The 25,078-nt window shown below is 68.9% G+C and carries 3 protein-coding genes; all 3 read right to left on the bottom strand.

The window, feature by feature from the left end; genetic code table 11:
* Positions 1–27: 27 nt before the first annotated feature.
* The 3 genes from QP089_RS23625 to QP089_RS23615 all read right to left on the bottom strand — a co-directional run bounded on the left by QP089_RS23625 (position 28) and on the right by QP089_RS23615 (position 25,028).
* Entirely contained in the window at positions 28–21,933 is a 21,906-nt protein-coding gene (locus tag QP089_RS23625; protein ID WP_285914033.1) for a type I polyketide synthase, read from the bottom strand.
* Positions 21,934–22,145: 212 nt separating this feature from the next.
* Positions 22,146–23,432, bottom strand: coding sequence for a pyridoxal phosphate-dependent aminotransferase (locus QP089_RS23620; protein WP_285914031.1), 1,287 nt, complete (start codon positions 23,430–23,432; stop codon positions 22,146–22,148).
* Positions 23,433–23,462: 30 nt separating this feature from the next.
* A complete protein-coding gene (locus QP089_RS23615; RefSeq protein WP_285914029.1) occupies positions 23,463–25,028 on the bottom strand; it encodes a D-alanine--poly(phosphoribitol) ligase in 1,566 nt (521 codons plus the stop codon).
* Positions 25,029–25,078 lie beyond the last annotated feature (50 nt).

Genomic DNA, 25,078 nt, shown 5'->3' with positions numbered 1-25,078 from the left:
GCACCTCCTTCTCCGGACGGCCGCCGGTCACCGGCCGTCGCCGAGACCGTCGATCGCCATCCGGATGAGACTCTGCGCGTCCATCTCGTCGATCGACGCCTGTTCTTCGGTTTCCGCCTTCTCCTGCGAACCGTTCTGCGTTTCGGCGAGCCCCAGCAGGGTGTCGAGTAGCCCGGCGTCCCGGATCCGCTCGATGGGAATGGACGTCAGGATCCCGCGAATACGGTCGGTCGTCGGATCGCCATCGGCTTCCGTTTCCTCGCTCAGTTCCGCTTCCACGTGCTGCGTCAGCGCGAGGGCGTTGGGGTAGTCGAACAGCAGCGTTGCCGGGAAGCGCAGGCCGGTCGCCGCGGCCAGCCGGTTGCGGAACTCGACCGCGGAAAGGGAGTCGAAACCGAGCGTGTTGAACGCCTGCTCCGGTGCGATCGCGTCGGCGGCGCCGTGGCCGAGGACGTCCGCGACATGCGTCCGGACGAGCTCCAGCAGCCGCTCCCTCCGCTTCTCCGGCGGGAGCGCCGCGAGCCGCTCCACCACCGGTGACCTGCCTCCCGCCTCCGCCGTGCGCCGCACCGGTGTCCGGATCAGCTCGCGCAGCAGCGCCGGCACCGCTTCCGCGCCACTGCGGGGCCTCGCCAACGTCAGTTCAACGGGCACCTGCACCGGGTCGCCGGGGCCGGTCAGGGCGAGGTCCAGGAGCGACAGGCCCTTGTCCCGGGCCAGCGGCCGCACTCCGGTGCGCGCGAGCCGGCTCACGTCCGCCTCGCCGAGCCCGCCGGCCATCCCGCCGTCCTGGGCCCACAGACCCCACGCCAGCGAGGTTCCGGGGAGGCCGGCGGCCCGGCGCCGGGTGGCCAGGGCGTCCAGGAACGCGTTCGCGGCGGCGTAGTTGCCCTGCCCGGGAGCACCGAACACACCGGCCGCCGAGGAGAACAGCACGAACTGCGCGAGCTTCAGGTCTCGGGTCGCTTCGTGGAGGTTCCAGGCGGCGTCGGCCTTCGGCCGAAGCACCGCGTCGACGCGTTCCCCGTCCAGCGACCCGATGACGCCGTCGTCCAGGACGCCCGCAGCGTGCACGACGGCGGTGAGCGGATGCTCCACCGCGATCCCGGCGAGCAGGCTCCGCAGGGCTGCGCGGTCGGCGACGTCACAGGCCGCGACCTGCACCGATGCGCCCAGACCGGCCAGCTCGTCCCGCAACTCCGCCGCGCCCGGAGCGTCGAGCCCCCGCCGGCTCGCCAGGACCAGGTGTCCGACGCCGTGGACTTCGACCAGGTGCCGGGCCACCAGCGCGCCCAGGCCGCCGGTGCCACCGGTGATCAGGACGGTCCCGCCGCCCCACTCGGGAGCCTCCTGGCGGACGTTCGCGCGCGCCACGCGAACCAGGCGCGGCGCGTAGACCTTTCCGGCGCGCACCGCCAGTTGGGGCTCGTCCAGACCGAGGAGCCTCGAGACCGCCTCCGGGGTCGGGGACTCGTCCAGGTCGAGCAGGACGAACCGGCCGGGGTTCTCCGACTGCGCCGTGCGGACCAAGCCCCAGACCGCAGCGCCCGCCGGGTCGGTGACCGGCTCGTCCGGGGTCGCGCCGGCCGCACCGCGGGTCACGAACACCAGCCGGGACGCATCGAACCGCGAGTCCGACAGCCACTCCTGCAGTGTCGCCAGCGTGGCGCGCACGGCCGCCCGCACGGTGTCCGGGGACGCCTCGTCGGGCGGCGGCAACACCGTGGCCACCGCGTCCGGTACGTCCTCCAGTGCGGCGAGCCCCTCCGGCGGCAGGATGACCGTTGTTGCCTGTGCCTGCTCTGGGACGGTGATCGCGCGCCAGTCGATCCGGTAGAGGGAGTCGACGGGCTCCTCGTCGAGCGACCTGAGCTGCTCCGGCGTGACGCGACGGGCCACGAGCGAATCCGCGGACACCACCGGGGCGCCCGTCCCGTCCGCGGCCTGGAGACTGATCGCCCCGTCGCCGGCGGGAGCGAGCCGGACCCGCAATGCCGACGCGCCGGTCGCGTGGAGCGCGACTCCGGACCAGGCGAACGGCAGCACCGGACCGTCCGCTTCGTCAGCGTCTGCACTACTCGGGCGGAAGGCGCCCAGAGCGAGAGCATGGAGCGCCGCGTCGAGCAGTGCGGGATGCACACCGAACGACTCGTCGGACGCGGTCCCGGGGAGTGCGACCTCGGCGAACACTTCGTCACCGCGCCGCCAAGCCGCCTGCAACCCTTGGAAGAGCGGCCCGTACTCCAGGCCGGTGGCGCTCGCATCCGCGTAGAAGCCGTCGACATCGACCGCTTCGGCGCCGGTCGGCGGCCACTGGGCCAGATCGAACGACGGAAGTGTGGGGGCGGCCGGGGCGAGGGTCCCTCGCGCGTGCAGCGTCCAGGCGTGATCGCCGGTGCCGTTGTCCGGACGGGAGTGGACGCTCACCTCCCGGCGACCGGACTCGTCCGCGCCGCCCACCATCAGCTGGACCTTGACCCCGCGTTCCCTGGGCACGACGAGCGGCTCCTGGAGCACCAGCTCTTCCAGGTGCCCGGCGCCGATCTCGTCCCCGGCGCGGATGGCCATCTCCACGAACGCCGTCCCCGGCAGCATGATCTTGCCCGCGATCGAATGGTCCGCCAGCCAGGGATGCGAGCGCAGCGACAGCCGTCCGGTCAGCAGGACGCCGTCGGAGTCCGGCAGCGACACCGCGGCGCTCAGCAAGGGATGGTCGGCCGGTTCCTGGCCGAGCTCCGAGGCGTCACCGGACGATGGCGGGACGTCCAGCCAGAACCGCTGATGCTGGAATGCGTAGGTCGGCAGGTCGACCCTGCGGGGGCTTCGGTCGGCGAAGAAGTTCTTCCAGTCGACCTGGTGTCCGCGGGTGTGGATGCGGCCCAGGGCCGTTACGGCGGTGTGTTCCTCGTCGCGGTCGCGGCGCATCAAGGCGATCAGTTCTGCGTCGTCGCCCGCGGCCTCGGCTGCCATCGCCGTCAGTGCCGCGTCCGGCCCAGCCTCAACGAACGTGCCCACGCCCTTGCCGCGCAGAGTATGCACGACGTCGCCGAACCGGACCGCTTCCCGTACTTGCCGCACCCAATAGGCGGGGTCGGTCAACTCACCGGGTTCGGCAATGCGGCCGGTCACTGCGGATACGACGTTGATGCTCGGTTCGGCGTACGACAGCGACTCCGCGACCTCGGCGAACTGCGCCAGCATCGGCTCCATCAGGTGCGAGTGGAAGGCATGCGAGACCCGCAGGCGCCGCGTCCGCACCCCGCGCTCCTCGAACACCGCCACCATGGCCGTGACTGCGGCCTCGTCGCCGGAGACCACCGTCTGGGACGGGCCATTCACCGCCGCAATGTCGACGCCGTCCTTCAACTCCGCGCGAACGTCGTCCTCGGACGCGGCAATCGCAGCCATCGCGCCACCACTCGGCAACGCCTGCATCAGCCGGCCGCGTGCCGCCACCAACGCCGCCGCATCCCCCAACGACCACACACCGGCAACGTGAGCGGCAGCGAGTTCACCGATCGAATGGCCCGCCACATAGTCGGGTGCAATCCCCCACGACTCCAGAAGCCGGAACGCCGCAACCTCCACAGCGAACAACGCCGGTTGGGTGTAGGCCGTCTGGTCCAGCAAGTCCGCGTCACCGGTCATGACGTCCCGGATGGGGCGGTCTAGATGCTCGTCGAGCACCGCGCAGACGTCATCGAAGGTTGAAGCGAACAGCGGAAACGCCGCATACAAGCCCTGGCCCATTCCGAGCCGCTGCGCGCCCTGACCGGTGAACAACACCGCCAACTTCCCACCGGACACGGCCTGCCCCGCAGCCGCCTCCAAGCCGGATAGCAGCTCCTCACGACTGGCGCCGGCCACCGCTGCTCGATGCGGCAGATGCGCCCGCAGAGTCGCGAGGGAGAATCCGACATCCACCGGGGCAAGCTCAGGGCGCGCCGCCACGAAGTCCCGCAGCTGCGCCACCTGACCCGCCAACGCCTCCGCCGACCGCGCCGACACCACCCACGGCACCACGCCATCGCTGGGCTCCGAAACAGCGGCAGGTTCAGATGCGGGTGGTTCTTCGAGAATGACGTGGGCGTTGGTGCCGCTGATACCGAACGACGACACCCCGCCCCGGCGTGGTCTGCCCGCAGACGGCCACTCCCGCGCCTCGGTCAGCAACTCGACCTCACCAGCCGACCAGTCCACATGCGAGGACGGCACATCAAGATGCAGCGACTTGGGCAGCTTTCCGTGCCGCATCGCCTGGACCATCTTGATGACACCGGCGACACCCGCAGCAGCCTGGGTGTGCCCGAGGTTCGATTTCACCGACCCGACCCACAGTGAGCCGGAATCGCCTCGCTGCTGCCCGTAGGTGGCCAGCAGCGCTTGCGCCTCGATCGGGTCACCCAGCGTGGTGCCGGTGCCGTGCGCCTCCACCGCGTCCACATCCGCCGGCGACAGTCCCGCGCTGGCCAACGCCTGACGAATCACCCGCTGCTGCGACGGACCATTCGGCGCCGTCAACCCATTGGACGCCCCATCCTGATTCACCGCCGAACCCCGCACCACCGCCAACACCTGATGGCCGTTGCGGCGGGCGTCCGACAGACGCTCCACCACCACCATCCCCACGCCTTCGGACCAGCCCGTCCCATCTGCCGCATCGGCGAAGGACTTACACCGCCCATCCGACGCCAACCCGCCTTGACGGTAGAAGTCGACGAAGGTGTCGGGGGTGGACATCACCGTCACCCCACCGACCAGGGCCAGCGAACACTCGCCTGCCCGCAGTGCTTGGCTGGCCAGGTGCAGCGCAACCAGCGACGATGAACATGCCGTGTCGATCGAGACTGCCGGACCCTCGAACCCGAACGTGTACGCCACCCGCCCTGACACAACACTGCCGAGGGTGCCGTTCCCCAAGAATCCGGCCACATCGTCGGGCACCACTCGGACTCGCGACGCGTAATCGTGGTACATCACTCCGGCGAACACACCGGTGTCGCTGCCTCGAAGCACTACTGGATCGATTCCGGCGGCTTCCAGCGCTTCCCAGGACACTTCGAGCAGCAACCGCTGCTGCGGGTCCATCGCCACCGCTTCACGTGGCGAAACGCCAAAGAATCCCGGATCAAAATCCGCTGCGTCGTACAGGAAACCGCCCTCACGCGAGAATCCGTCTGCGTCCGCACCGTCCCGCGAGCTGAAATCAAGTAGGCCCTCGTCCCAGCCACGATCGGCGGGGAAGCCGGAAACCCCGTCCCCGCCGCGTTCGAGCAAGCCCCACAGTTCGTCCGGGGACGACACGCCGCCGGGGAACCGGCACGCCATCCCCACGATCACCATGGGGTCGTCATCGAGAGCGGGCGTCTTCCGGATCGTCTCGCCGGTGACCGGCGCCTCGCCCAGGAGTTCCGTCCGCAGGAAATCGGCCAGTTCCGCCGGGGAGGGGTAGTCGAAGACGAGGGTCGCAGGCAGCCGGAGTCCGGTCTCCTGCGCCAGCCTGTTCCGCAGATCCAGTGCGATCAGGGAATCGACGCCGGCCTCGCGGAAGGAACGCTGGACGTCCACGGCTTCACTGCCGGTGTGTCCCAGCGCGATCGCCAGCGTCCGGCGAACGAGTTCCACCACTTCTGCGGCCGCTTCCGCGTCCGGGAGATTCGCCAGCCGGGTCGCCAGTCGATCGCGCCGATCTGTGATGGCCGACGTCGTGTTACCAGCGACGCGCCGGCCAGGTCCCCCGGTCAGAGTCCGCAGCAGGCCGGGTATGTCTCCGTTCTCGCGCAGTCGTGCGACGTCCAGCCGCGCAGGAACCACCACGGCCCTACCCGCCGCCACCGCCGCATCGAACAACGCCAACCCCGCCTCATCCGACAACCCCAAGACGCCGCCGCGAGCCATCCGCTCCCGATCAGCAACATCCAGACCCGCCGTCAACGCACTCGCGCGTTCCCACAACCCCCACGCCAACGACACCGCCGGCAGCCCCAGACCGCGCCGATACACCGCCAACGCATCCAAGAAGGCATTCGCCGCCGCGTAATTCCCCTGACCCGCACTCCCCATCACCCCGGCAACTGAGGAGAACACCACAAACAACGAAAGGTCACGGTCCCGGGTCAGCTCATGCAGATTCCACGCCGCATCCACCTTCGGACGCATCACCACATCCAACCGCTCCCCCGACAAACCCCCGATCAGCCCGTCATCCACCACACCCGCCGCATGCACAACACCCACCAACCGCTCAACAGACCCCACCACCCCAGCCAACGCATCACGATCAGCCACATCACACGCCACCACCCGCGCCGTCGCACCCAAGCTCTCAAGCTCAACCACCAACTCCCCCATGCCGACAGCCTGCTCACCGCGCCGGCTCACCAAAAGCACGTCCCGCACACCACACTCGGCAACCAAATGCCGCGCCACCAACGAACCCAACGCACCCGATGCACCCGTCACCAACACCGTCCCCCCACCATCCAAAGACAGCGGAACGGACACGCCCTGCTCCATACGCCGCAACCGCGGAACTCGCAGTTCACCGTCCCGCACCGCGAATTCAGATTCGCCCAGTGCGGCTCCGGCGACCACCGATTCCCCGCAGTCGGCGACTTCATCGACGTCCGCCAGCACGAACCGGCCCGGGTTCTCCGCCACAGCCGACCGCACCAGACCCCACACCGGCGCACCCGTCAGATCGATCCGACGGGCATCGACCGCCGCCGCCCCCTGGGTGACCACGACGAGCCTTGATTCCTCGAAACGAGGCTCACCCAGCCATGCCTGGACCACCCTCAGAACACGCCCCGCCGTCTCCCGGACATCGCCAGGAACTCCACCCGGCGTCTTCACCTCCGGTCGGCAAGGGAGAAGAACCAGTTCGGGAATCGGGCCGGCTGCAGCGACAGCGTCCAGATCCGCATACACCGGCCCACCAAGGCCGATGTCGCCGCCCATAACGGCATAGGAACCGGAGACCTCTTCAGGCCCGCTCGCCGGAACCCATTCCACTTCGAACAGCGAGCCGTGCAGCCCGGGTTCGCTCAGCTGCTCGACCGGCTGCGCCCGGAGTACAAGCGATTCCACGGAGGCGACCGGCTGGCCCGTCACATCGGCCAACTGCAGCGCGATCGCGTCTTCGCCGACCTCTTCCAGACGCACCCGCAGCCCCGTCGCACCGGTCGCATGCAACTCCACACCCGACCACGCAAACGGCAACACCGGCCCGTCCGCATCGGGGCGTCCCGCCGCAAGAGCATGCAGCGCCGCGTCCAGCAACGCTGGATGCAAGCCGAACCCCTCGGCCGAAGCCTCCTCAGGGAGCTGCACCTCGGCGAACACCTCATTGCCGCGCCGCCACGCCGCGCGCAGCCCTTGGAAGAGAGGCCCGTAGGTAAGGCCGGTTCCTGACAGTTCCTCGTACAGTTCGGCGACGGCCACCGGTTCAGCCGCTGCCGGAGGCCACACGCTCGCGTCGAAAAGCGGAGTCGCCGTGGAAGCGGATGCGCTCGCCGCCAATACACCCTCAGCGTGCTTTATCCATGGCTCCTCGGACCGGCCCGTTCCGGCGCGAGAATGAATGGCCACCTGCCGACGGCCGCGCTCATCCGGCTGGTGGACCACCACCTGCACTTGGACCGCGTCCCGCTCCGGCAGTACGAGCGGTGCTTGAAGCACCAGCTCTTCGAGGCGTCCCGCATCGACCTGGTCGCCGGCGCGGACGGCCATCTCCACGAACGCCGTGCCCGGCAGCACTACGACACCGTTGACCACGTGATCGGCCAACCAGGGATGGGAACGCGGCGACAGACGTCCGGTCAGAAGGACGCCGTCGGAGTCCGGCAGCGAGACCGCCGCACCGAGCAGCGGATGATTCGCAGGCTCCTGCCCCAATTCGGAAGCGTCACCAGAGGACGAGGAGGCTTCCAGCCAGAACCGCTGACGCTGGAACGCGTACGTCGGCAAGTCCACCCTGCGGGCGCCCCGGCCGGCGAAGAAGTTCGTCCAATCGACCTGGTGTCCGCGAGTGTGAATGCGGCTCAACGCCGTTACGGCGGTGTGCTCCTCGTCGCGGTCGCGGCGCAGCAACGCGATCAGGGCCGCGTCCTCGTCCGCGGATTCTGCGGCCATCGCGGTCAACGCCGCGTCCGGCCCCGCCTCAACGAACGTGCCCACGCCTTCGGTACGCAGCGATTGGACGGCGTCACCGAACCGGACCGCCTCGCGCACCTGGCGCACCCAATGACCCGGGTCACTCAACTCACCGGGCCCGGCGAGACGACCGGTCACCGCGGATACGACCTTGATTCTCGGATCGGCGTACGACAGCGACTCCGCGACCTCGGCGAACTGCGCCAGCATGGGTTCCATCAGGTGGGAGTGGAAGGCGTGCGAGACCCGCAGGCGCCGCGTCCGCACCCCGCGCTCCTCGAACACCGCCATCACGGCCGTGACTGCGGCCTCGTCGCCGGAGACCACTGTCTGGGACGGCCCGTTCACCGCCGCAATGTCGACGCCGTCCTTCAGCTCCACGCGAACGTCGTCCTCGGACGCGGCAATCGCACCCATCGCGCCACCGGCGGGCAACGCCTGCATCAGCCGGCCGCGTGCCGCAACTAGCGCCGCCGCATCTCCCAACGACCACACACCGGCTACGTGAGCGGCAGCGAATTCGCCGATGGAATGGCCCGCCACATAGTCGGGTGCAATCCCCCACGACTCCAAGAGCCGGAACGCCGCAACCTCGACGGCGAACAACGCCGGCTGGGTGTAGGCCGTCTGGTCCAGCAAGTCCGGGTCACCGGAGATGACGTCGCGGATGGGGCGTTCCAGGTGCTCGTCCAGGACGGCACAGACGTCATCGAATGCAGAAGCAAAGACCGGGAAGGCGGCATACAGGCCTTGGCCCATGCCAAGCCGCTGCGCGCCCTGGCCGGTGAACAGCACCGCCAGCTTATCGGCGGATACGGCCTCCCCAGCGGCCGCGTCCAGTGCGGCCAGCAACTCCTCACGTGCAGCTCCGGTTACTGCCGCTCGATGGGGCAGGTGTGCGCGTGCGGTCGCCAGCGAGAACCCGACATCCAGCGGGGTCAGCTCGAGACGGTCGGCAACGTAATCGCGCAGCCGCGCCACCTGCTCCAACAACGCCTGCGCCGACCGCGCCGACACCACCCACGGCACCACACCAGCACTCGGTTCCGGTACAGGAGCAGGTTCCGGTTCAGGAGCCTCTTCCAGGATGACGTGCGCGTTGGTGCCACTGAACCCGAACGACGACACCCCCGCCCGCCGCGGCCTCCCCGCAGACGGCCACTCCTGCTCCTGGGTCAGCAGCTCGACCTCACCGGCCGACCAATCCACGTGCGAGGACGGCGCGTCCACATGCAGCGACCTGGGCAGTCGGCGGTGCCGCATCGCCTCGATCATCTTGATCACACCGGCCACACCCGCCGCCGCCTGCGTATGACCCAGATTCGACTTCACCGACCCGACTCGCAATGGGCCTGAGTCGCCCCGTTCCTGCCCGTAGGTGGCCAGCAGTGCTTGGGCCTCGATCGGGTCGCCCAGCGTCGTGCCGGTGCCATGCGCCTCCACCGCGTCCACATCGGCCACCGACAATCCGGCGCCCGCCAACGCCTGACGGATCACCCGCTGCTGCGAGGGGCCATTCGGCGCCGTCAACCCATTGGACGCACCATCCTGATTCACCGCCGAACCCCGCACCACCGCCAACACCTGATGGCCGTTACGGCGAGCGTCCGACAGACGCTCCACCACCAGGACCCCGACACCCTCCGACCACGCCGTCCCGTCAGCGGCCTCGGCGAACGCCTTACACCGCCCATCGGGCGCCAATCCGCGCTGCCGCGAAAAATCAATAAAGGTGTCGGGGGTGGCCATCACGGTCACTCCGCCTGCCAGCGCCAGCGAACACTCACCCGACCGCAGCGCCTGACCGGCCAAATGCAGCGCGACCAGGGATGACGAGCACGCCGTATCGACCGACACTGCCGGGCCCTCGAACCCGAAGGTGTAGGAGATCCGGCCAGAGGCCACGCCACCGGAACCGCCGGTTCCCAGATATCCCTCGATGTCCCCGGGGACCGCCGCGCGCTGGGCGTAGTCGTGGTAGATCACTCCGGCGAACACGCCGGTGTCGCTGCCCCGCAGTGCGTCCGGGTTGATTCCGGCGCTTTCCAGCGCCTCCCACGACGCCTCCAACAGCAACCGCTGCTGCGGATCCATCGCCAACGCCTCACGCGGCGAGATACCAAAGAACGCCGCATCAAACTCAGCAGCGTCATAAAGGAACCCGCCCTCACGGACATAACTCTTCCCCACCACGGCAGGATCAGGATCGAACAGATCATGATCCCAACCACGGTCAGCCGGGAACTCATCGATCGCATCGCCGCCCCGCTCCAGCAACCGCCACAGATCCTCCGGCGACCGCACACCACCAGGGAACCTGCACGCCATTCCCACGACCACCACCGGGTCGTCCATCGGGACATGCGCTGCTGTGACCACCTCACCGGTCACCGACGTCTCGCCCAGAAGTTCCGTCCGCAGGAATTCGGCCAGCTCTGCCGGGGACGGGTAGTCGAAGACGAGCGTCGCGGGCAGCCGCAGACCCGTCTCTTCCGCCAGCCGGTTCCGCAATTCCAGCGCGATCAGCGAGTCGACGCCGGCCTCGCGGAAGGAGCGCTGGAGATTCACTCCCGACGGGTCGGGATGGCCGAGCACGACCGCCATGTTCCTGCGGACCAGCTCGACCACCTCGGCTGCCGCGTCCGCGGCCGGGAGGGCGGCCAGCCGGGCCGCGAGCCCTTCGGCGAGTTTGAGGTTCCCGGCCACACGCCGGGTCGGCCCGGTGACCAGGCCGCGGAACAGCGCAGGGACATCTCCGCCACTGCGCAGCCGTGCGATGTCCAGCTGCACCGGCACGACCAGCGCCTCGCCGACCGTTTCAGCGGCGTCGAACAGTGCCAGGCCGGTCTCGTCCGAGAGTCCCAGGATGCCGCCGCGAGCCATCCGATCCCGGTCGGCGGCGTCCATACCGGCGGTCATTGCGCTGGTGCGCTCCCACAATCCCCAAGCCAACGACACTGCAGGCAGCCCCAAGCTGCGCCGGTGGGCGGCCAAGGCATCCAAGAATGCATTGGCGGCCGCGTAATTGGCTTGGCCGGCGTTCCCCATGATGCCTGCCGCTGAGGAGAACATGACGAACATCGACAGATCGAGGTCCTGCGTCAGCTCGTGCAGGTTCCACGCCGCGTCCACCTTCGGACGCATCACGCCGTCCAGCCGCTCCGGCGACAATCCCCCGATCAGACCGTCGTCGACTACACCGGCCGCATGGACCACCCCGGCCAGCCGTCCGCCCAATTCGACGGACTCGATGACGTCGGCAAGGGCGTCCCGATCCGCCACATCACATGCGACCGCTCGCACCGCCGCGCCCAACTGCTCCAGTTCGGCCACCAATTCGCCCATGCCAGGGGCCTGATCGCCGCGCCGACTCACCAACAACAGATCCCGGACGCCGCATGCGGTGACCAGATGCTTGGCGACTAGAGAGCCCAGCGCACCGGACGCGCCCGTCACCAGCACTGTGCCCGCAGAGTCCAGGGGTTGAGGGATCGTCAGCACGACCTTGCCGACGTGGCGGGCCTGGCTCAGATAGCGGAAAGCCTCCGTCGCGCGGCGCACGTCCCACGTCACGAACGGCAAAGGAGAGACCGCCTCCTCCTGGAACAACTCGCCCAGCAGGCGGAACATCTCCTGAATCCGATCCGGGCCGGCGTCCATCACATCGAACGCCTGGTACCGCACGCCCGGGTGGTCGGCGGCGATCTGCGCGGCGTCGCGGATATCGGTCTTGCCCATCTCCACGAACCGTCCGCCGCGCGGCAACAGGCGCAGAGACGCGTCCACGAACTCCCCTGCCAAGGAGTTCAACACCACGTCCAGGCCCGCGCCCTCCGACGTCTCACGGAACGCCGTTTCGAAGTCCAGTGAACGCGACGTAGCGATATGCGCGTCGTCCAAGCCGAACGCGCGCAGCGTCTTCCATTTGCCAGGGCTGGCGGTTCCATATACCCGCGCACCGAGATGCTGCGACAGCCGCAGTGCGGCGATCCCGACACCGCCCGCAGCGGCATGGATCAGCACGGACTCGCCCGCGCGCAGCCCCGCCAGGTCCACCAGCCCGTAGAACGCCGTCAGATAGGCCACCGGAACCGTCGCGGCTTCGGCGAACGACCAGTTCTCCGGAATCGGGGCGACAAGCCGTCGATCCGCGATCACCACTGGCCCGAACGCGCCGGAGAACAGCCCCATTACCCGGTCACCGACGGCCAGGTCCGAAACCTCGGGCCCCGTTTCCAGCACTACCCCGGCACCCTCGAGTCCCAGCAGGCCCGCGTCACCTGGATACATGCCCAGGACGTTCAGCGCGTCCCGGAAGTTCATTCCGGCGGCGCGCAGCCCGATGCGCACCTCGCCGATCTCCAAGGGTCGCAGAACGTCATCGCGCTCGACCACGCGCAGGGCGTCCAGTTTCCCCTTCGTTGCGCTGTCCAACCGCCACGCTTCGGCTTCGGCGGGAATCGACATTCCCCGTCCCGAAGCGCGGGCAAGCCGCGGAACGCGTACTTCTCCGTCCCGGACCGCGAATTCGGGTTCGTCCAGCGCGGCCCCGGCGAGCACCAGTTCCCCGCAGTCGGCGACTTCATCGACGTCCGCCAGCACGAATCGGCCGGGGTTCTCTGTCATCGCCGACCGCACCAGACCCCGGACCGGCGCCCCCACCACATCGACCTGGTGGGCGCCGGTCGCGACCGCCTTTTGGGTGACCACGACGAGCCTGGAGTTCTCGAACCGAGCATCATCCAGCCACATCTGGACGATCCTCAGAACACGACTCAGTACCTCCCGGACGTCACCAGGCACCTCGTCCGGCGTCCCTACGCCAGGCATGCATGGGAGAAGGACCAGATCGGGAACGGGGCCGGCTGCGGCGAGAACATCCACGTCCGCATACACCGGCCCGCCCAGGCCGAGGTCGTCACCTATAACGGCAGAGGAACCGGCCGTCCCTTCGGGGGCGGCCACTGGAACCCATTCCAGAGCGAACAAGGAATCGCGCAGCGCGGGATCGCCCGGCTGGCCATCCGGCCGTTCCTGCGGCAGTGTCCGCAGTACCAGTGACTCCACTGAGGCGACCGGCTGACCTGTCATATCAGCCAGCTGCAGCGTGATGGCGTCTTCGCCGACCTCTTCCAGACGCACCCGCAGCCCCGTCGCACCGGTCGCATGCAAATCCACACCCGACCACGCAAACGGCAGCACCGGCCCGTCCGCATCGGCACGTCCCGCTGCAAGCGCATGAAGCGCGGCGTCCAGCACGGCGGGATGGAGCCCGAAGCCCTCGGCCGAGGCATCGTCGGGGAGCTGCACTTCGGCGAACACCTCATTGCCGCGCCGCCACGCCGCCCGCAGCCCCTGGAACACCGGCCCGTACTCCAGACCGGCCGCGCCCAGCTCGGCGTACACGCCGTCGAGGTCGACCGGTCGGGCACCGGCCGGGGGCCACTGGGCCAGATCCGACGATCGAGCCGCCGTCGATGCGTCCCCCAGGACGCCTTCGGCATGCGTAACCCACTGATCATCGGTCGCACTCGCACCACTGCGCGAACGGATGACCACGCCACGGCGGCCCCCCTCGTCGGACTTCGCGATCACCACCTGCAACTGGACCGCATCCCGCTCCGGCAGGACGAGCGGCGTTTGGAGCACCAACTCCTCCAGGTGCCCCGCGTCGACCTGGTCGCCGGCGCGGATGGCCAGCTCCACGAACGCCGTTCCCGGCAGCAGGACGGCACCGTTGACCGCGTGATCGGCCAACCAGGGATGGGAACGCAGCGACAACCGTCCTGTGAGAAGGACGCCATCGGAGTCCGGCAACGGGACCGCGGCACCCAGCAGGGGATGGTCAACCGGTATCAGTCCCAGGCCGGCCGCGTCCCCCGCATCAGACCCGGCGTCCAGCCAATACCGCTGGCGCTGGAAGGCATAGGTCGGTAGTTCGACCCTGCGGGCGCCGCGGCCGGCGAAGAAGTTCGTCCAGTCGACGCGGTGTCCGCGGGTGTGGATGCGGCCCAGGGCTGTTACGGCGGTGTGTTCCTCGTCGCGGTCGCGGCGCAGCAACGCGATCAGTTCTGCGTCGTCGCCAGCGGATTCTGCGGCCATCGCCGTCAGCGCCGCGTCCGGCCCCGCCTCGACGAACGTCCCCACACCTTCAGTGCGCAGCGATTGGACGGCGTCACCGAACCGGACCGCCTCGCGCACCTGCCGCACCCAATAGCCCGGATCGCTCAGTTCGCTGCGCTCGGCAAGGCGCCCGGTCACTGCGGAAACGACCTTGAACCTCGGGTCGGCATACGACAGCGACTCGGCCACAGCGGCGAATTCCGCCAGCATCGGCTCCATCAGGTGGGAATGGAAAGCGTGCGAGACCCGCAGCCGCCGCGTCCGCGCACCCCGCTCCTCAAACACCGCCACCACGGCCGTCACTGCCGAGTCCGGACCTGACACCACCACCTGCGACGGTCCGTTCACCGCCGCGATATCTATCGAGTCATCCAGGACGGCACGCACGTCTTGCTCCGACGCGGCGATCGCCGCCATCGCGCCCCCAGCCGGGAGCGCCTGCATCAGCCGGCCACGTGCCGCCACCAACGCCGCCGCATCCCCCAACGACCACACACCGGCGACGTGAGCAGCCGCCAACTCACCAATGGAATGACCGGCTACAAAGTCAGGGGCGATCCCCCACGACTCCAGCAACCGGAATGCTGCCACTTCGATGGCGAACAACGCCGGCTGGGTGTAGGCCGTCTGATCCAGTAGTTCCGCGTCACCAGAGATGACGTCGCGGACAGGACGATCCAGGTGCTCGTCCAGGACGGCACAAACGTCGTCGAAAGCCGAGGCGAAAACCGGGAACGCCCCATACAAGCCATGGCCCATTCCGAGCCGCTGCGCGCCCTGACCGGTGAACAACACCGCCAACTTCCCGCCGGACGCCGCCTCCCCGGATGCCGCCTCCAACCCGGCCAGCAACTCCTCACGGGAGACACCGACCGCTGCCGCTCGATACGGCAGATGCGCCCGCAAGGTCGCAAGAGAGAACCCGACATCCACCGGAGCAAGCTCCGGACGCGCCGCCACAAAGTCCCGCAGCCGCGCCACCTGACCCGCCAACGCCTCCGCCGACCGCGCCGACACCACCCACGGCACCACACTGGCCGCAGACTCCGGGCCCTCCTGAAGCGGCTCAGGCTCCGGCTCAGGGGGCTCTTCAAGAATGACGTGGGCGTTGGTGCCGCTGATACCGAACGACGACACCCCGCCCCGGCGTGGCCTGCCTCCAGACGGCCACTCCCGCGCCTCGGTCAGCAACTCGACCTCGCCCGCCGACCAGTCCACATGCGAGGACGGCACATCAAGATGCAGCGATTTCGGCAGCATTCCGTGCCGCATCGCCTGGACCATCTTGATCACACCGGCCACACCCGCAGCAGCCTGCGTATGCCCGAGATTGGACTTCACCGACCCGACCCGCAGCGGGCCAACCTCGCCTCGCTGCTGCCCGTAGGTGGCCAGCAGCGCTTGCGCCTCGATCGGGTCACCCAGCGTGGTGCCGGTGCCGTGCGCCTCCACCGCATCCACATCCGCCGGCGACAGTCCCGCGCTCGCCAACGCCTGACGAATCACCCGCTGCTGCGACGGACCATTCGGCGCCGTCAACCCATTCGACGCACCATCCTGATTCACCGCCGAACCTCGCACGACCGCCAACACCTGATGGCCGTTGCGGCGAGCGTCCGACAAACGCTCCACCACCACCATCCCCACACCCTCAGACCAACCCGTCCCATCCGCCGCATCAGCGAACGACTTACACCGCCCATCCGACGCCAACCCGCCCTGCCGGTAAAAGTCGACGAAGGTGTCGGGAGTGGACATCACCGTCACCCCACCAACCAACGCAAGCGAACACTCACCCGCCCGCAACGCCTGACTCGCCAAGTGCAACGCCACCAGCGACGACGAACACGCCGTATCGATCGACACCGCCGGACCCTCAAACCCGAACGTGTACGCCACACGCCCCGACACCACACTGCCCAAAGTGCCGTTCCCCAAGAACCCCGCAACGTCCTCAGGGACCACTCGCACCCGCGACCCATAATCGTGATACATCACCCCGGCGAACACACCGGTGTCGCTGCCCCGAAGCCCCACCGGGTCAACACCAGCGGCTTCAAGCGCCTCCCATGACGCCTCCAGCAGCAACCGCTGCTGCGGGTCCATTGCCAATGCCTCGCGCGGCGAGATACCGAAGAACTCGGGGTCGAAGTCAGGCGCGTCGTAGAGAAAGCCGCCTTCGCCTGAGAACGCCGCGCGAAAGCCCGGGCCGAAAAGATCCTCGCTCTCGTGCCAGCCACGGTCGGAAGGGAAGGCGGAAATGCCGTCGCCGCCACGCTCGACCAGGTCCCACAGCTCGTCCGGCGACGACACGCCGCCGGGGAACCTGCACGCCATCCCCACGATCACCACCGGATCGTCCGCAACACTCAGCGTTCGGGGCACCTCAACGGCCGAGGACTGTGCGCCGAGGAGTTCGGAGTGCAGGAAATCGGCAAGGTCAGCGGGCGTGGCGTAGTCGAAGACGAGGGTCGCCGGCAGCCGGAGTCCGGTCTCCTCGGCCAGCCGGTTGCGCAATTCCAATGCGATCAGCGAGTCGACGCCGGCCTCCCGGAAGGAACGTCCGGCCTCCACGCTCTCGCCAGTGGTGTGGCCGAGCACCGTCGCGAGGTGCTTACGGACCAGTTCCACCAGTTCCTCGGCCGCCTCAGTCGCCGGGAGGGCGGCCAGCCGGGCCGCGAGGCCCTCGGCGGGTGCGAGGTTGCCCGCAACACGCCGGTTCGGCCGTCCGACCAAACCGCGCAGCAGCCCGGGTATGTCTCCGTTCTCGCGCAGTCGTGCAACGTCCAGCCGCGCAGGAACCACCAAAGCCCTACCCGCCACCACCGCCGCATCGAACAACACCAACCCCGCCTCATCCGACAACCCCAAGACGCCACCGCGAGCCAACCGCTCCCGATCAGCAACATCCAAACCCGCCGTCAACGCACTGACGCGCTCCCACAACCCCCACGCCAATGACACCCCAGGCAAACCCAAACCACGCCGATACACCGCCAACGCATCCAAGAAAGCATTCGCCGCCGCGTAATTCCCCTGGCCCGCGCTGCCCATCACACCGGACACGGAAGAGAACAGCACGAACATCGACAGGTCCGCATCGCGGGTCAATTCGTGCAGGTTCCACGCCGCGTCCACCTTCGGACGCATCACGGCATCCAACCGCTCCGCCGACAAACCCCCGATCAGCCCGTCATCCACCACACCCGCCGCATGCACAACACCCACCAACCGCTCAACAGACCCCACCACCCCAGCCAACGCATCACGATCAGCCACATCACACGCCACCACCCGCGCCGTCGCACCCGACCCCTCAAGCTCAGCCACCAACTCCCCCATGCCGACAGCCCGCTCACCGCGCCGGCTCACCAAAAGCACATCCCGCACGCCACACTCGGCAACCAAATGCCGCGCCACCAACGAACCCAACGCACCCGATGCACCCGTCACCAACACCGTCCCCCCACCACCCAAAGACAGCGGAACGGAGTCGAGACCCCTCATACGCATCAACCGCGGAACCAGCACCTGCCCATCGCGCAGCGCGAACTCCGACTCTCCCGCAGCCACTGCCGCAACCACCGAATCCGCGCGTGCGCCCACGGCGTCGGCGTCAGCCAGAACGAAACGACCAGGGTTCTCCGCTATCGCCGACCGGACCAAACCCCACACGGTCGCTTGCGACGCATCGACCTGGTCGTCGAGCGGGTGGCTCGCAGCTATCGCCTTGGACGTCAGAACGACCAGTCGACCATTGGTGAACCTGTCGTCTTCCAGCCATTGCTGAACTACACCGAGCATCAGGTGTGCGGCACGCCTGGCCGCCCCGGCCAGGTCGGCATCACCGCCCGCAGCGCCATCAGGAGCGCAAGCGATGACCACATTGTCCGGGACCGCCGCGCCCTCGTCGGCCGCTTCGGCCAGAGCATTCAGATCCGGGTAGACCGGTCCACCGAAGCCGAGAGCATCGTGGCCCACTACTGCCCAAGTTCCCCGCTCCGCCGGCTCGGGAACTGTGGTCGGCACCCATTCCAGCTCGAACAGTGAATCGCGCAGGACAGGGTCGCTCGACAGCCCATCCAGCTGTTCGGGCTGCAGCGTTCGCAGGACCAGAGAATCCACCGAAGCGACCGGCTGGCCCGTCACATCGGCCAACTGCAACGCGATCGCGTCTTCGCTCACCTCTTCGAGACGCACCCGCAGGTCTCTCGCGCCGGTCGCATGCAGCTCCACGCCCGACCATGCGAACGGCAACACCGGCCCGTCCGCCCCATCACGTCCAGCTCCAAGGGCATGCAGCGCCGCGTCCAGCAGCGCCGGATGCAAGCCGAACCCCTCGGCCGAAGCCTCCTCAGGGAGCTGCACCTCGGCGAACACCTCAGTGCCGCGCCGCCACGCCGCCCGCAGGCCCTGGAACACCGGCCCGTACTCGAGACCGGCCGCCTCCAGCTCGGCGTACACGTCGTCCAGATCGACCGGTTGAGCGCCCACCGGCGGCCACTGTGTCATCAAGTCGCTAGACGAGGCCGCCGTCGTTCCAGACGGCGCGGGTGCCAGGAACCCTTCAGCGTGTGTGACCCACGGATCCTCCGTTGCACTTCCACCACCGCGCGAACGGATGACCACACCGCGGCGCCCGCGCTCGTCGGCCTGCGCGATCACCACCTGCAACAGAACCGCTTCTCGCTCAGGCAGAACAAGCGGCGCCTGGAGCACGAGCTCTTCCAGACCTCCGGCGCCGATCTCGTCCCCGGCGCGGATGGCCATTTCCACGAACGCCGTCCCCGGCAGCAGGACCTTGCCCGCGACCATGTGACCGGCCAGCCAGGGATGAGAGCGGAGCGACAACCGTCCTGTCAGGAGGACGCCGTCGGAGTCCGGCAGCGGCACCGCGGCACCCAAAAAGGGGTGGTCGACCGATATCAGTCCCAGGCCGGCCGCGTCCCCTGCGTCCGTTCCCGCGTCCAACCAATACCGCTGATGCTGGAAGGCGTAGGTCGGCAGCTCGACCGTACGGGCGCCCCGGTCGGCGAAGAAGTTCTTCCAGTCGACCTGGTGTCCGCGGATGTGGACGCGGCTCAGCGCCGTTACGGCGGTGTGCTCCTCGTCGCGGTCGCGGCGTAGCAGGGCGATCAGGGTGGCCTCGTCGCCTGCGGATTCTGCGGCCATCGCTGTCAACGCCGCGTCCGGCCCCGCCTCAACGAACGTGCCCACGCCTTCGGTGCGCAGCGATTGGACGGCGTCACCGAACCGGACCGCCTCGCGCACCTGGCGCACCCAATAGCCCGGATCGCTCAGCTCACCCGACTCGGCGAGGCGCCCAGTCACTCCGGACACCACAGCGATGTCCGGTTCGGCGTACGACAGCGACTCCGCCACTGCCGCGAACTCCGCCAACATGGGTTCCATCAGGTGCGAGTGGAAAGCGTGCGAGACGCGCAGCCGACGCGTCCGCACCCCGCGCTCCTCGAACACCGCCACCACGGCCGCCACCGCCGACTCCGGACCCGACACCACCACCTGCGACGGCCCATTCACCGCCGCAATATCCACCTCCCCGGTCAGAACGGCTCGCACATCGTCCTCGGGCGCGGCGACCGCAGCCATCGCGCCGCCACTCGGCAACGCCTGCATCAACCGGCCGCGCGCCGCCACCAACGCCGCCGCATCCCTCAACGACCACATACCAGCGACGTGGGCAGCCGCCAACTCACCGATCGAATGACCGGCTACGAATTCGGGTGCTATCCCCCACGACTCCAGCAACCGGAACGCTGCGACTTCGACAGCGAACAACGCCGGCTGGGTATAGGCCGTCTGGTCCAGCAAGTCCGCGTTACCGCTGATGACGTCGCGGATGGGACGGTCTAGATGCTCGTCAAGCACCGCACAGACGTCATCGAAAGCCGAGGCGAACACCGGGAACGCCGCATACAAGCCCTGACCCATGCCCAGCTGCTGTGCGCCCTGGCCGGTGAACAACACCGCCAACTTCTCGGCCGACGTTCCCGTGCCTGCGGCCGCCTCCAACCCGGCCAGCAACTCCTCACCGGAGACACCGACCGCAGCCACTCGATACGGCAAATGAGCACGGGAAGTCGCAAGAGAGAACCCGACGTCCACCGGAGCAAGCTCAGGGCGCGCCGCCACAAAGTCCCGCAGCCGCGCCACCTGACCCGCCAACGCCTGCGCCGACCGCGCCGACACCACCCACGGCACCACACGATCGCTCGGTTCCGGTGCAGGAGCAGGCTCAGGCTCAGATGCGGGCGCTTCCTCCAAAATCACGTGGGCGTTGGTGCCGCTGATACCGAACGACGACACACCCGCCCGCCGCGGCCGACCCGCAGACGGCCACTCCCGCCCCTCGGCCAGCAACTCGACTTCGCCCGCCGACCAATCCACATGCGACGACGGAACATCCAGATGCAGCGATTTCGGCATCCACTGATGCCGCATCGCCTGGACCATCTTGATCACGCCGGCCACACCCGCCGCTGCCTGCGTGTGCCCGAGGTTGGACTTCACCGACCCCACTCGCAAAGGCTCCACACCATCACGGCTTTGCCCGTAGGTGGCCAGCAACGCTTGGGCCTCGATCGGGTCGCCCAGTGTCGTGCCGGTGCCGTGCGCCTCCACCGCATCCACATCCGCCACCGACAAGCCCGCACTGGCCAACGCCTGACGGATCACCCGCTGCTGCGACGGACCATTCGGCGCCGTCAACCCATTGGACGCACCATCCTGATTCACCGCCGAGCCCCGCACCACCGCCAGAATTTGATGGCCCTTGCGCTGCGCATCCGACAGGCGTTCCACGACGAGAACCCCGACGCCCTCAGACCAGCCCGTGCCGTCAGCCGAATCGGCGAACGACTTGCACCGGCCATCCGACGCCAACCCGCCCTGACGCCAGAAATCAACGAAGGTGTCGGGGGTGGACATCACCGTCACGCCACCGACCAGCGCTAGCGAGCACTCACCTGCCCTCAGTGCTTGGCCGGCCAGGTGCAACGCCACCAGCGACGACGAACAGGCCGTGTCGATCGAGACCGCCGGGCCCTCGAAACCGAACGTGTAGGCAACACGCCCCGACACCACACTGCCGAGAGTGCCGTTCCCCAAGAATCCGGCTACATCCTCGGGCACCACCCGTACCCGCGTCCCATAGTCGTGGTACATCACCCCGGCGAACACACCGGTGTCGCTCCCCCGCAATCCCACCGGATCAACACCAGCGGCTTCCAGCGCCTCCCACGACACTTCAAGGAGCAACCGCTGCTGAGGGTCCATCGCCACCGCCTCGCGCGGTGAAACACCGAAGAACCCGGGATCGAAATCCGCAGCGTCGTAAAGAAAACCGCCCTCACGCGAGAACCCGTCCGCGCCCGAACCGTCCCGCGAGCTGAAATCAAGCAGGCCCTCGTCCCAGCCACGATCGGCAGGGAAGCCGGAAACCCCGTCCCCGCCGCGCTCGAGCAAACCCCACAGCTCGTCCGGCGACGACACACCGCCCGGGAACCGGCATGCCATCCCCACGATGGCCAGCGGCTCGTGTGCGGCCTCTTCGTACTCGCGCAGGCGTCGCCGTGCTTCGCGTAGGTCGTTCGTCGCCCGCTTGAGATAGTCGAGAAGCTTTTTCTCATTCTCCACTGATGTCATCCCGTTGAGAGCCGGCGGCCGGTGCGCGGCACGCTCTGCGGACGGACGAAAAGCCGCTACGTGCCCACCCTGACGCTAGGAAGGCATGGCCCGGCCGCACACCCCTACTGTCCCCCTACATCTCCGCCCCGCGTTTCCCGATGCTCAGGCGCAGAGCTTGGCGAAGCTCTCCTCCTACATCTCCGCCCCGCATTTCCCGATGCTCAGGCGCAGAGCTTGGCGAAGCTCTCCTCGATCCTGGTGAGGACGTCGGTGATGTGGCGGAGCTGGAGCGGGTCGTCGGCGTGCAGGGCCGCCCACTGCTGTTCGGGGGTCTCGCCGTAGAGCTGGCCCGTCGCGACCTTGAAGCGGAGCGCGTGGACGTCGTCGCCCAGATCGTGGCCCGCGAGGACGGCGATGCCGAACTCGTCCAGCAGCTGCCTCTGCAGTGAGGGCGAGTCGGTGATGGCTCTGCGGGCGAGCCTTTCGCGCATCGGCGCGAGGTCGGGGTAGACGTAGAAGCCGCCGGCCGGGGGGCGGCAGAGGGCGCCGGCGGCGGTCACGCCGCGGTGCACCGCCCGCGCGACCGCCGCGTGCAGGCGGGTGACGGCGGTGAGGTGTTCGCGGAGTTCCGGGGGTTCGGTGTAGGCGTAGGCGGCGACTTCCTGCATGGGTCCGGCGAGGGTGGACCAGATCTCGCTGGCGATCGCGGTGACCGTGTCGTGGATCTGCCGTCCGCGACGGTCTGCGGGGAACCGTGCGACGCCGATGCGCCAGCCGCCGAGGGCGTGGCTCTTGCTGAGTCCTGTGGTGACGACGGTGCGTTCGGGTGCGAGTTCCGCGGGGCTCAGCACGGGCCTCTGCGGGTCGTGCACGATGTCCCGGTAGATCTCGTCGGAGACGATGAGCAGGTCCTCTTTCTCGGCTATCCCGCAGATGTCCCGGACGAGTTCCGGTGAGGCGAGGGTGCCGGTGGGGTTGTCGGGGAGGGTGAGCATGAGGATCCGCGGGTCGTGGCCGGCCGCCCGCGCCGCGCGGATGGTGTGGCGCAGGGCGATGGGGTCGGGGACGCCGCCGCATTCGTCGGGGATCGGGACGCCCCAGGCCGCCTTCCCTGCCAGTTCGGCCTGCGGCGCGTAGGTGTTCCAGCACGGGCGGGGCAGCAGCACGTCGCCGGGGACGGCCATGTGCAGCGCGAGCAGCAGCGGTTTGCTGCCGGGTGCGACGATCACCTGCTCGGGTTCGGTCGGGATCCGGCGGCGGGTGAAGTAGCCCGCGATGGCGCCGCGGACCTGCGCGCCGCCCGCGACGGGTCCGTAGGTGTTGCGTCCGGCTCCTGCGGCGAGCCGCTCCAGCAGCGGGGGGAAGACGGGCAGGCGCGCCTCGCCGAACCCGAGGTGGACGATCGATTCGCCGGCGGCGCGACGGCGGGCGACCAGCTGGTTGAGGGCCAGGTTGGGCGATATCCGGCGGGGCGCGACCGTGCTGCGGGACGTCCGGCCGGCGCTCACGCCGCTCTCTCCATAGGGGACGCGGCGCCGTCACACATGGTGGGCTCCGAACCGTGCCGCCAGCGCGGTCCGGTCGACCTTCCCGTGCTGGGTGACGGGGAGTTCGTCGAGGACGTGCAGTTCCTGGGGGATCATGTAGCCGGGCAGTGCCTCCATGCAGAAGGCGCGCAGTTCCATCTTGTCGAAGGCGCGCGCCTGCGACTCCATGACGAGGAACGCGCTCAGCACCGGCTCCTCGTCGGTGCGGGGAAGCAGCAGCGCGGCGCAGGCGGCGACGCCGGGGAACTCCAGCAGCCGGCGTTCGATCTCGCCGAGCTCGACGCGGTTCCCGCGGACCTGGACCTGCGAGTCGGCGCGGCCGCAGAAGTACAGGTCGCCGTGCTCGCCGCGGTAGGCGAGGTCGCCGGTGCGCAGGACGACCTGCCCGGAGCGCGGGTCGAGCGGGTCGGGGACCAGGGCCGCGGCGGTGGCCTGCGGGTCGTCCCAGTAGCCGCTGAACAGGGCGGGGCTGCGCAGGTGGATCTCGCCGACGACGCCGGGCTGCTCGATCGGGTGGCCGGCGCCGTCCATGATCATCATCTCGGCTCCGGGGTGGGCGAAGCCGATGGAGAGGCGTTCCAGGTCGTCCGGGATCGGGTTGGGCACGTCGGTGAACGAGCACGCCATCGATTCGGTGGCGCCATAGCAGTTGACGATGCGCGCCTGGGGCCGCAGCCGCTGCAGGTGGCGCAGTTCGGGGAGCGGGAAGTCCTCGCCGCAGAACAGGACGCCGCGCAGCCGGTCGAGGCCGGCCAGCAGATCGGGCTCGGTGCGCAGCGTCGACCGCCAGATGGAGGGGACGCCGTTGACGTGGGTCACCTCCGCTTCGCGCAGGAGGCGCATGAACCGCCTGGGCCAGGGCAGCGCGTCGCGGGGCACGGGCACCACGGCGGCGCCGCTGCCGAGGGCGAGGCCGATGTCGAGCAGGGAGAAGTCGAACTGGAGCGGCGAGGTGGTGGCGACACGGTCGTCGGCGTTGACGATGCCGTGCTGCAGCATCCCCCGATAGAAGGAGACGACGGCCCGGTGGGTCATCACGACGCCCTTGGGACGGCCGGTCGTGCCCGAGGTGAAGATGATGTAGGCGGTGTCGGTGCCGGTGACCTCGTGGCGGTGCCGGGTCCGCGGCGCCGGGGGCCGCTCCACCCGCAGCCCGTCGCGGTCGAACCGGGCGGTGCCGACGTGCTCCGGGACGCCTTCGCGGCGTCCGGTGGCGGCCTGCAGATGCAGCGCGGGCTCGGTCGTGCCGATGATCGACATGAGCCGCTTGGCCGGCGTGTCGGGGCTCACCGGGACGAACGTCAGCCCGAGCGTGCAGCAGGCCAGGAACATCGCGATGGCCGACGCCGTGGTGTCAGATTCGAGAATGCACCGGTCGCCTATGTCGAGACCGAGTCCGTCGAGGGCGGCCGCGTAGTCGTCGACCCGGCGCTGGAGTTGCCGGTAGGTGACGATCCGGAATCCGCCGTCCACCGGCTGGACGACCGCGGGCCGGTCGGGAGTCGTCTCCGCGCTCGCCAGCATGAACTGGCGCATGTTCTCCACTGATCCGTGCAAGCGGGGCGAGCCTTCTCGTTTCAGGGTCACGCGGTTGTCCCCAGGAGCAT

It is taken from the genome of Actinomadura opuntiae, assembly GCF_030283205.1.
GTDB lineage: Bacteria > Actinomycetota > Actinomycetes > Streptosporangiales > Streptosporangiaceae > Spirillospora.
The sequence above is the reverse complement of the archived record's forward strand: the minus strand, read 5'-3'. Positions and strand labels throughout refer to the sequence as shown.